The 9,793-nt window shown below is 72.1% G+C and carries 10 protein-coding genes; 2 read left to right on the top strand and 8 right to left on the bottom strand.

What is annotated here, in order from left to right; translation table 11 throughout:
* Nucleotides 1–25: 25 nt before the first annotated feature.
* The 3 genes from ACWGKQ_RS47465 to ACWGKQ_RS47455 all read right to left on the bottom strand — a co-directional run bounded on the left by ACWGKQ_RS47465 (nt 26) and on the right by ACWGKQ_RS47455 (nt 3,104).
* Nucleotides 26–1,183: an ROK family transcriptional regulator gene (locus ACWGKQ_RS47465; RefSeq protein ID WP_453298328.1), complete on the bottom strand. Its 1,158-nt coding sequence runs from the start codon at nt 1,181–1,183 to the stop codon at nt 26–28.
* Between the two features lie 101 nt (nt 1,184–1,284).
* Nucleotides 1,285–1,935, bottom strand: coding sequence for a response regulator transcription factor (locus tag ACWGKQ_RS47460; RefSeq protein WP_453298327.1), 651 nt, complete (start codon nt 1,933–1,935; stop codon nt 1,285–1,287).
* A gap of 14 nt (nt 1,936–1,949) precedes the next feature.
* Nucleotides 1,950–3,104, bottom strand: coding sequence for a sensor histidine kinase (locus ACWGKQ_RS47455; protein ID WP_453298326.1), 1,155 nt, complete (start codon nt 3,102–3,104; stop codon nt 1,950–1,952).
* A gap of 108 nt (nt 3,105–3,212) precedes the next feature.
* On the opposite strand from ACWGKQ_RS47455, the gene ACWGKQ_RS47450 reads away from it, so the two are divergent.
* Together ACWGKQ_RS47450 and ACWGKQ_RS47445 are read left to right on the top strand one after the other, a co-directional pair.
* Complete coding sequence (locus tag ACWGKQ_RS47450; RefSeq protein ID WP_453298325.1) at nt 3,213–4,136, top strand: ABC transporter ATP-binding protein; 924 nt, start codon at nt 3,213–3,215, stop codon at nt 4,134–4,136.
* Between the two features lie 2 nt (nt 4,137–4,138).
* The gene (locus ACWGKQ_RS47445) at nt 4,139–4,849 is read left to right on the top strand and encodes an ABC transporter permease (RefSeq protein ID WP_453298324.1); all 711 of its coding nucleotides are present in this window, start codon (nt 4,139–4,141) and stop codon (nt 4,847–4,849) included.
* A gap of 8 nt (nt 4,850–4,857) precedes the next feature.
* Here the strand turns inward: ACWGKQ_RS47445 and mug are convergent, their stop codons facing one another.
* The 5 genes from mug to ACWGKQ_RS47420 form a co-directional block, all read right to left on the bottom strand.
* Nucleotides 4,858–5,403 (bottom strand): G/U mismatch-specific DNA glycosylase, encoded by a 546-nt coding sequence (gene mug, locus ACWGKQ_RS47440; protein WP_453298331.1) that lies wholly within the window; start codon nt 5,401–5,403, stop codon nt 4,858–4,860.
* Nucleotides 5,400–6,845, bottom strand: coding sequence for an adenylosuccinate lyase (gene purB, locus ACWGKQ_RS47435; protein ID WP_453298323.1), 1,446 nt, complete (start codon nt 6,843–6,845; stop codon nt 5,400–5,402). The genes mug and purB overlap by 4 nt, the downstream gene beginning before the upstream one ends.
* Nucleotides 6,846–6,918: 73 nt before the next feature.
* Nucleotides 6,919–7,140: a DUF4326 domain-containing protein gene (locus ACWGKQ_RS47430; RefSeq protein ID WP_453298330.1), complete on the bottom strand. Its 222-nt coding sequence runs from the start codon at nt 7,138–7,140 to the stop codon at nt 6,919–6,921.
* Nucleotides 7,141–7,423: 283 nt separating this feature from the next.
* Entirely contained in the window at nt 7,424–8,185 is a 762-nt protein-coding gene (locus tag ACWGKQ_RS47425; protein ID WP_453298322.1) for an alpha/beta hydrolase family protein, read from the bottom strand.
* 7 nt (nt 8,186–8,192) lie between these two features.
* Nucleotides 8,193–9,737, bottom strand: a complete 1,545-nt coding sequence (locus ACWGKQ_RS47420; protein WP_453298321.1) for an FMN-binding glutamate synthase family protein — start codon at nt 9,735–9,737, stop codon at nt 8,193–8,195.
* Nucleotides 9,738–9,793 lie beyond the last annotated feature (56 nt).

The raw sequence follows: 9,793 nt of genomic DNA, 5'->3' as shown, positions 1-9,793 counted from the left end.
TTCGTGCCGGACCCGGGAGGGCCGGTCAGCGGCGCGCGGTGACCGTTCCGTCCACCGCGAACAGCTGCTCCTCCACATGATCGAGGGCGAGCCGCAGCGCGCCCGTCGCCACCGCCGCCTCGCCGAGCAGGGAGAGAACCACCCGGGGCGGCCGCAGACAGTAGCGGGCGAGTTCACGGCGGAGCGGCTCCAGGACGCCGTCCAGGCCCGCCGCCCAGCCGCCGATCACCACCAGCTCCGGGTCCAGCGCCAGCACCAGCGCGGCCACGTCGTGCACCAGCCGCTGGATGAACCGGTCGACGGCCGCCAGGGCCCGCGAGTCCCCCTTCCGGGCCAGCGCGAACACCTCGGCGACCGCCTGCTCGTCCAGCGGGTGCAGCGGCTCGTCGGTCGTCGACAGCAGGGTCTCAGGAGTCACCTCCCGGCCCAGCAGATGCAGCGCGCCGATCTCCCCGGCCGCCCCGCCGTACCCCCGGTGCAGCCGCCCGCCGATCAGTGAACCGGCGCCCGGACTCAGCCCGGCCATCACCATCACCACGTCGTCGGACTCGGTGGCCGCGCCCTTCCAGTGCTCGGCCACGGCCGCCGCGTTGGCATCGTTCTCCACCAGGACCGGGCACTTGAACGACCGGCTCAGCCGCTCGCCGAGGCGCAGTCCCGTCCATTCGGGCAGCGCGGTGCCCAGCCGCACCCGGCCGTCCGCCTCGACGATGCCGGGTGTGCCGACCCCGACGGCCCGCAGCGAACTGCGCGCCACCCCGGCCCGGCGCAGCAGCTCGGCGACGGCGGTGCGCAGCCGCTCCAGCCGCTCGTCCGCGTCGGCCGTCTCGTCCACATCCTTGGCCTGCGCCCCCAGTATCCGGCCGTCCAGGTCGGACAGGAGCGCGGCGACGCGGTGCGGGCCGATCTCCAGACCCAGCAGGTGCCCGGCCTCCGCCCGGAACCGGAACCGCCGTGCCGGCCGCCCCTGCCGCCGGGTGGCGCCCTCGTCGGCCGCCTTCTCGACGACCAGACCGGCCTCGATGAGTCCCTCGACGACCCCCTCGACGGTCGGCCGGGACAGCCCGGTGACCCGCGTGATCTCGGTGAGCGTCGCGCAGTCGGTGGCCCGCAGCGCGTGCAGCACCACCGCGGAATTGATCCTTCGCAACAGAGACGGATCACCGCCGGTCAAGCCCGCCAACGTCCGTCCTCCCAGCTAACCCTGCACGTTGGCCGGATCGTACTTCGACGCCGACGGCCCCGGCGAGTGCCCTACGCCTTCGATCTGCCGGAGTTCGGCGATCAACGGGGCGCGACGAACCCCGATTCGTACGCCGTGATCACCGCCTGGGTACGGTCCCGCGCCCCGAGCTTCGCCAGCACGGCCCCCACATGGGACTTCACGGTCTCGGTGCCGACGACCAGCCGCCCGGCGATCTCGGCGTTGGTCAGCCCCCGCGTCATGAGCCGCAGCACCTCGGCCTCCCGCTCGGTCAGCCGCGCCCACTCCAGCCCGTCCCGCCCGCCGTTCTCGGCGTACCGGGCGGCGAGCCGCCGTACCGAGGCCGGGAACAGCAGCGACTCGCCCTCGGCGACCAGCCGTACCGCGTGCACGATCTCGGCCGGCCGGGCCCGCTTCAGCAGGAATCCGTCGGCGCCGGCGCGCAGCGCCTCGTACACGTACTCGTCGTCCTCGAACGTCGTCACCACGAGGATCTTCGGCGGCTCCGCGACCGTGCGCAGCACCGCGCGGGTGGCCTCGATCCCGTCCAGCAGCGGCATCCGCACGTCCATCGCGACCACATCCGGCCGCAGTCGCCGCACCAGCGGGATCACCGCAGCGCCGTCCGCCGCCTCCCCGACCACCTCGATGTCGGGCTGCGCCGCCAGCACGGCCCGCAGGCCCGCGCGTACGAGGGGCTCGTCGTCGACGAGCAGGACGGTGACCGGCATCCGGCCAGCGTAGATCAACCGACCGGCAACTCGGCGTGCACCTGCCAGTCGCCGTCGTCAGGTCCGGTACGCGCCCGGCCTCCGAGCAGAGCCGCGCGCTCGCGGATCCCGCGCAGCCCGCTGCCCCGGCCGGGCCCGGGTATCGCCCCCGGAAGCGGATTGCGCACCTCCAGGTCCAGCATTCCGGCGGACACGGCCACCCGGACCCGCACGGGCACCGCCCCCGCGTGCCGCAGCACGTTGGTGAGCGCCTCCTGGAGGATGCGGTAGCCCTCCCGGGAGACCGGCCCCGGCACCGTCTCCAGCGGGCCGGTGACCTCGGCGTCCACCTTGGCGCCCGAGGCACGCGCCGATTCCAGGAGCCGGTCGGCGTCGGCGAGGGTGGGCCGCCCGCTCACCGGTTTCCGCGACTCGCGCAGCACGCCCAGCACCCGCTCCAGATCCTCCAGCGCGCTCCGGCCCGTCTCCTCGATGGCCGCCAGTGCCCGGTCGGTGAACTCCGCATCGCCCGCCGCCCGGGCCGCGCCCGCCTGCACCACCGCCACCGTCAGCGCATGCCCGATCGAGTCGTGCAACTCGCGGGCGATACGCGTGCGTTCCAGCAGCTGCTCGGTGCGCTCCTCCAGCGCCGCGAGCCGCTCGGCGGCGGACGGGCCGAGCAGCCGCCGGGCCAGCGCGGTGATCAGCTCCCCGAAGCCGACGACCGCTCCGTAGAGGGCGACCAGCGGCAGCGGGACCAGCAGGGCGTACGCCCAGTGCGGCCGCGCCGCGTCGAGGAACGGGATGCCACCGGGCGCCCGTCCCGCGGCGAGCCGGGCGAGTTCGAAGGCGACGGCCGGAAGCCACACCGAAGCCAGCGCGCCCGCCGAGCCGACGACCATCCGCGTCTCCAGCCACAGCACCGTGCGCCCCCGGTCCCGCCAGGTCGCCGACGGCGTTTCCGAGATCCCCGACTCCTCCTCACCGGGCGTGAGCAGCAGCCGCGCCTGCACACCCTCGCCCCGGCGCACGGCCGGGATCAGCCCGACCGGGATCAGCACCAGCGCGGGCATCCACGGCGTCGACGGGTCGACGAAGAGCCACAGCGCGACGACGAGCAACGGTACCCACAGATGCAGCAGGCGCGTGTACGTCGTCCCCCGCAGCAGCGGGTGCAGGAAGCGGACCATGCGGACATCGTGACAGGCCCCACCGACAACGGCCCTCCCCCGGGCGGGGGAGGCGATCCCCACCGGCGGGGGAGGCGCCGACGCCCCTGCCCGGCAAGGCTGTCGGCCATGACCAGCATCGACGTGCACGACCTCACCAAGGAGTACGGCGGACGCCGGGCCGTGGACCACCTCACCTTCGCCGTCCGGCCGGGCCGCGTCACCGGCTTCCTCGGCCCCAACGGCGCCGGCAAGTCGACCACCCTGCGACTCGTCCTCGGCCTCGACCACGCCACCTCCGGCACGGCCACGATCGGCGGACTGCCCTACCCCGAACTCCGCGAACCCCTGCGCCGGGTGGGCGCCCTGCTCGACGCCGATGCCGCGCACGGCTCGCGCACCGGACGCGACCACCTGCGCGTCCTCGCGGCGAGCAACCGCATCCCGGCCGGCCGGATCGACGACCTGCTGGAGGAGACGGGACTCGCCCCCGCGGCCCGGCGCCGGGTACGGACGTACTCCCTGGGCATGCGCCAGCGGCTCGGGATCGCCGCCGCCCTGCTCGGCGATCCCGAGGTGGTGCTGCTCGACGAACCCTCCAACGGCCTCGACCCCGAAGGCATCGTCTGGATCCGCCGTCTGCTGCGCCGACTGGCGGCGGAGGGCCGTACGGTGCTGGTCTCCAGCCATCTCATGAACGAGACGGCGACCTTCGCGGACCACCTGATCGTCCTCGGCCGCGGCCGGCTCCTGGCCGACACCCCGGTCCGCGACTTCATCCACGCGCGCGTGGAGCCTTCGGCACGAGTCCGCACCACCGACGACGATCGATTCGCCGAACTGCTCGCCCGGCACGGCCAGGACGCGGCGCGCGGCACGGACGGAGTCTGGACGGTACGGCACGCGCGCGTGGAGGAGCTCGGCCGTCTGCTGGCCGACGCGGCGGTCCCCGTCCTCGAACTCACCCAGGAGGAAGCCACCCTGGAACAGGCCTACCTGGATCTGACCTCGACGGAAGCCGAGTTCACCGCACACCGCCACCAGGAGGTCTGACCGTGCCGTTCCAGCCCGTACTCCACGCCGAGTGGCTCAAGATCCGTACGCTCCGCTCGCTCGTCGGCACCCTGTGCGCCGTCCTGCTCGCCACCGTCGCGTGTTCCGCGCTCTCGGCGGCCGGCTCCGGCGACTCCGACCCGCTCTTCTCCGCTTTCGCAGGCGTGTCCCTCGGGCAGATCGCGGCGGTCGCCTTCGGCGCGACAGCCGTATCGTCCGAGTTCCAGAGCGGCGCCCTGCGGGTCACCCTTGTCGCGGTGCCCGACCGACGGCGCTGGTTCGCGGCCAAGGCCACGGCGATCGCGCTGCCCGTCCTCGCCGTCGGACTGGTCACCGGTCTGGTCACCCTCGTGCAGGGCAGGTTGCTGCTCGGTGCAACCGGGCCGGCCTGGCCGCAAGGACTGCGGGGTGCGCTGGGCTGCGGCGTCTACCTGGCGCTGATGGCCCTGTTCGCGGCCGGACTCACGGCCGTGCTGCGCAGCGGGGCCGCGACCCTCGGCATCCTGATCCCGTTCCTGCTGACCGTGTCCTTCGTGATCGGCGGCGTCTCCGGTTCCGTCGCGGATGTGCTGCCGGACAGAGCGGGCCAGTCGGTGTTCCACGAGAGGTGGGACGGTCCCCTCGGGCCGTGGACCGGGCTTGCGGTGACGGCACTGTGGACGGGCGCGGCGCTGCTGGCGGGAGCATGGAGTGTCCGGCGCCGGGACGCCTGACGCCTGCGCTAACCCTCCGCCGCCGCCCGCAACCGCCCGAACTCCTCCGCCATCGTCGCCGCCGTCCAGTGTGCGTTCAGGCCGCTCGGGTTCGGCAGCACCCACACCCGGGTGTCCCCGATCGTCCGCTCCTGCGGCCCCACTCGGGCCTTCCGGTCGGCGAAGGCGGCCCGGTAGGCCGTGACGCCGACCACCGCCAGCCACCTCGGCCGGACCCGCGTCACCTTCGCTGTCAGCAGCCGCCCGCCCTCCGTGTACTCCTCGGCCGTCAGCTCGTCGGCCCGCGCGGTCGCCCGTGCCACCACGTTCGTGATGCCGAGCCCGTACGACAGCAACTCGCCCTGCTCGGCGGGCTTGAGCAGCCTCGGGGTGAAGCCGGACAGGTGCAGCACCGGCCAGAAGCGGTTGCCGGGACGGGCGAAGTGGTGGCCGGTGGCCGCGGTCATCAGGCCGGGGTTGATCCCGCAGAACAGGACGTGGAGGCCGTCCGCGAGCACGTCCGGGACGAGGCGGTCGCGGGCGGCCTCCAGCTCCGCCGCAGTGAAGCGGCTCAGAGGATCGCCCCGGGGGTGTAACCGGCGGCCTCGGGGTGCTGCTTGACGATCTCCTCGATCCGGCCGACGACCACACCGACCTGGGCGGCGGCCGCGCCCGTGAAGGACAGCTTGTCGGACATCAGGGCGGCGAGCTGCTCGCGGTCCAGCGGCAGCCGCTCGTCGGCGGCGAGCTTGTCGAGCAGGTCGTTGCGCTCGGCGCCCTGCTCGCGCATGGCGAGCGCGGTGGCGACGGCGTTCTCCTTGATCGCCTCGTGCGCGACCTCGCGGCCGACCCCGGCCCGCACCGCGCCCATCAGCACCTTCGTGGTGGCCAGGAAGGGCAGGTAGCGGTCCAGCTCGCGGGCGATGACGGCCGGGAAGGCGCCGAACTCGTCGAGGACCGTCAGGAAGGTCTCCAGGAGGCCGTCGAGCGCGAAGAACGCGTCCGGCAGGGCCACCCGGCGCACCACCGAGCAGGACACGTCGCCCTCGTTCCACTGGTCGCCGGCCAGCTCGCCGGTCATCGAGGCGTAGCCGCGCAGGATGACCATGAGGCCGTTGACGCGCTCGCAGGACCGCGTGTTCATCTTGTGCGGCATCGCCGAGGAGCCGACCTGACCCGGCTTGAAGCCCTCGGTCACCAGCTCGTGCCCGGCCATCAGCCGGATCGTCTTGGCCAGCGAGGAGGGCGCGGCGGCCAGCTGGACGAGGGCGGTGACGACGTCGTAGTCCAGCGAGCGCGGATACACCTGGCCGACCGAGGTGAAGGCCTGCGAGAAGCCCAGGTGACCGGCGATCCGGTTCTCCAGTTCGGCCAGCTTCGCCGCGTCCCCGCCCAGCAGGTCCAGCATGTCCTGGGCGGTGCCGACCGGGCCCTTGATGCCGCGCAGCGGGTAACGCTGGAGCAGTTCCTCGACCCGGCCGTACGCGACCAGCAGCTCGTCGGCGGCGGTCGCGAAGCGCTTGCCGAGGGTGGTGGCCTGCGCGGCCACGTTGTGGGAACGGCCGGCCATGACCAGCTCGGCGTACTCGCCGGCCAGCTTGCCCAGGCGGGCGAGAACGGCCGTCGTACGGTCGCGCACCAGCTCCAGCGAGAGCCGGATCTGGAGCTGCTCGACGTTCTCCGTCAGATCCCGGGAGGTCATGCCCTTGTGCACGTGCTCGTGTCCGGCGAGGTCGTTGAACTCCTCGATGCGCGCCTTCACGTCGTGCCGGGTGACCTTCTCGCGCTCGGCGATGGAGGCCAGGTCCACGGTGTCGAGGACCCGCTCGTAGTCGGCGATCGCCGCGTCCGGCACCTCGATCCCGAGGTCCTTCTGGGCCCGCAGCACGGCGAGCCAGAGCTGCCGCTCCAGCTTCACCTTCTGCTCGGGCGACCAGAGCGTGGCGAGCTCGGCGGAGGCGTAGCGTCCGGCGAGGACGTTCGGGATACGGGGCTTGGGGGGCGCGGCTGAAGTCACGTGTAGGGATTCTACTGGCGATTCGTGCAGGCCAGCGCCGCAGACCCGCTCGTGCGAAGCTACGAGAGCCAGGTCACGGCTGTGGCAGTTCGGCCAGTTCCGCCAGGACGTCCGCGTGGCACGGCTCCGGCGCGCACCAGCAGGCCAGGGTCTTCCCGCAGGCGAAGGGGTTGTACAGCGGGTGGCGGGGCAGGTCCCAGCCGCCCATCGTCCAGCGCCGGCCCACGTGGACGACGTCCGCGGGGGCGTGTTCCAGCCGCGGGCCGAACTCGTGGATCCGGCCCCTGACATTCATCACCCGGGCACGGGAGGGCCCTACGCCTCGTACGGCAGCAGTTCCGGGCGCTTGGGCGCGCGGCCGTCGAGGGTGTGACACCGTCGAACCTCTCATAGACCTCTGCTTGCGCAAGATCAAGAGCTTGAAAAATAGCTCCACCGCCGAGGTGTGACTCCTGAGGCGTCACTGTGCCCCTGGGCCTGTCACACGAGGGGCGAGAGCGCAGTACTGGGGTGCCTGAAGCCGCTCCAATCGGGCGAAAAACGACCTCTCGAACACCCAAAACGCCCTTTCCTGCGGGTCATGAGGCGTGGATGTACTGGTCGGCCCAGGCGCTGATGATGCGGGCGGCTCGCTGCGCGTGCCCTCGTGCGGTCAGGAGATGGTCTGCTCCTTCGAGCGAGACGAAGCTTCGTGGGTGCCGCGCCTTGCGGAAGATCTCCCCGGCGTTGGCGATGTCGACGGTGTCGTCGGTGGGCGAGTGCATCACGAGCAGCGGCTGGTCCAACTCACGCACCCGCTCGTGCAGACGGGCACGGCGGACGTCCTCGACGAAGGCACGCTTGAGGACCAGGGTCCGCCCGCCGACGAACCACTCGTGCTGCCCCTCACTGAGCACGCGGTCCACGACCGCGTCGTACTGGTGTTCCACGTGGCTGGGGTCGGCGGGCGCCCCGATCGTGGCGACCGCCCGGACGCCGGTTGCCTCGGCCGCCGCGGCGATGGCGGCGGCGCCTCCCCACGAGTGCCCCACCAGCAGATCCGCCGGAGTCCCCCGCTCTGCCATCAGGTTTGCCGCGCGGACGGTGTCCTGGACCTTGACGGTGAAGGAACCGTCACCCCAGTCGCCGTCGGAGTCGCCGATCCCGAGGTTGTCGTAGCGGAGAATGCCGATCCCCTCGCGGGCCAGCTGCTTGCTGACCCGCGAGGCGGCCGGCGAGTTCCTGCCGAGCGTGAATCCGTGGACAAAGATCCCCCAGCCCCGGACCTCGCCCTCCGGCAGGTCGATCGACCCGGCCAGCTCGGGGCCGACGACGCTCTTGAATCTCACTTCTTCGGACACGTTGCGATCACTCCGGCCGGGTGTTCGTGGACGTCGGCGTGGAGACGAGCAGCTCGGTGATCTCCTTGGCAAGGTGCGGGCCGAGCTCGCCCCAGCCGTCCTTGTAGCCGTAGACGCCGGCCAGGGTGCGGGCCTCGTAGTCGCCGTTCATGATCTCGATGTCGTCGGCGGTGATGAGTCCCGGGTGGGCGACGCCGAGAGCCGACGAGACCTTCATCAGCTCCCTGCGCAGGGTGCGCAGGTAGACGGCGGTCCGGGTGGCCTTCGAGGTCGGGTCCAGGCCGCGGGCCAGCCACTGGTTCTGGGTGGCGATGCCGGTGGGGCACTTGTCGGTGTGGCACTTCTGCGACTGGATGCAGCCGATCGACAGCATCGCCTCACGGGCCACGTTGATCATGTCGGTGCCCAGGGCGAAGGCGACCGCGGCGTTCTCGGGCAGGCCGAGCTTGCCGGAGCCGATGAAGGTCAGCTCGTCGGTGAGCCCGAGCTCGGCGAAAGTGCCGTAGACCCGGGAGAAGCCCATCCGGAACGGCAACGACACCGAGTCGGCGAAGATCCGCGGCGCCGCTCCGGTGCCGCCCTCGCTGCCGTCGACGGTCACGAAGTCGACGCCACGGTCACCACGCGCCATCAGCGCGGCCAGCTCCTGCCAGAAGTCCAGCTCGCCCACCGCGCTCTTGACCCCGACCGGCAGACCGGTCTCGGTGGCGAGCAGCTCGACGAAGTCGAGCATCGAGTCGACGTCGCTGAACGCGGTGTGCCGCGAGGGGGAGGCGCAGTCCTTGCCGACGGGGATGCCGCGGATTCCGGCTATCTCCGGGGTCACCTTGGCGCCCGGCAGCATCCCGCCCAGCCCCGGTTTGGCGCCCTGGGAAAGCTTGATCTCGATCGCCTTGACTGGGGCGCTCGCGACCACATCCTTGAGCTTGTCGAGGTTGAAGCTGCCGTCCTCGTTGCGGCAGCCGAAGTACGAGGTGCCGATCTGCAGCACCAAGTCGCCGCCGTTGCGGTGGTACGGCGACAGGCCGCCCTCGCCGGTGTTGTGCATCGTGCCCGCCAGCGCCGCTCCCTTGTTGAGCGCCGTGATGGCCGCGCCGGAGAGCGAGCCGAAGCTCATCGCCGAGATGTTCACGACGCTCGCCGGCCGGAAGGCTTTGGCGCGCCCGCGCGGACCGCCCAGCACCTTGGCCGAGGGCAGCGGGGCCTGCGGGTCGTGCACGTCGGGCAGAGCGCCGGCGAAGGTGCGCTGCTTCAGGTAGGCGTGCCCCTGGACGTGCTCGACGTCGACCTCGGTGCCGAACCCGAAGTAGTTGTTCTCCTCCTTCGCCGACGCGTAGATCCAGGTGCGCTGGTCACGACTGAAGGGGCGCTCCTCCTCGTTGGACGTCACGATGTACTGCCGCAGCTCCGGCCCGATCGTCTCCAACAGGTACCGAGCGTGCCCGATCACCGGGAAGTTCCGCAGCAGCGCGTGCCGCTTCTGGACAAGGTCGCGGGCTGCCACCAGCGCCACTGCCGTTGCCGCGACCGCGCCGATCCTCCTGGCCTGCATGAACGTTCCTCCTCGAGGCACGGCTCTATCGCCACACGATGGAGGCCGCTTGTGTC

The sequence above is a fragment of the Streptomyces sp. NPDC054770 genome (genome assembly GCF_053611985.1).
This window is presented reverse-complemented; position numbering and strand designations above follow the sequence as displayed.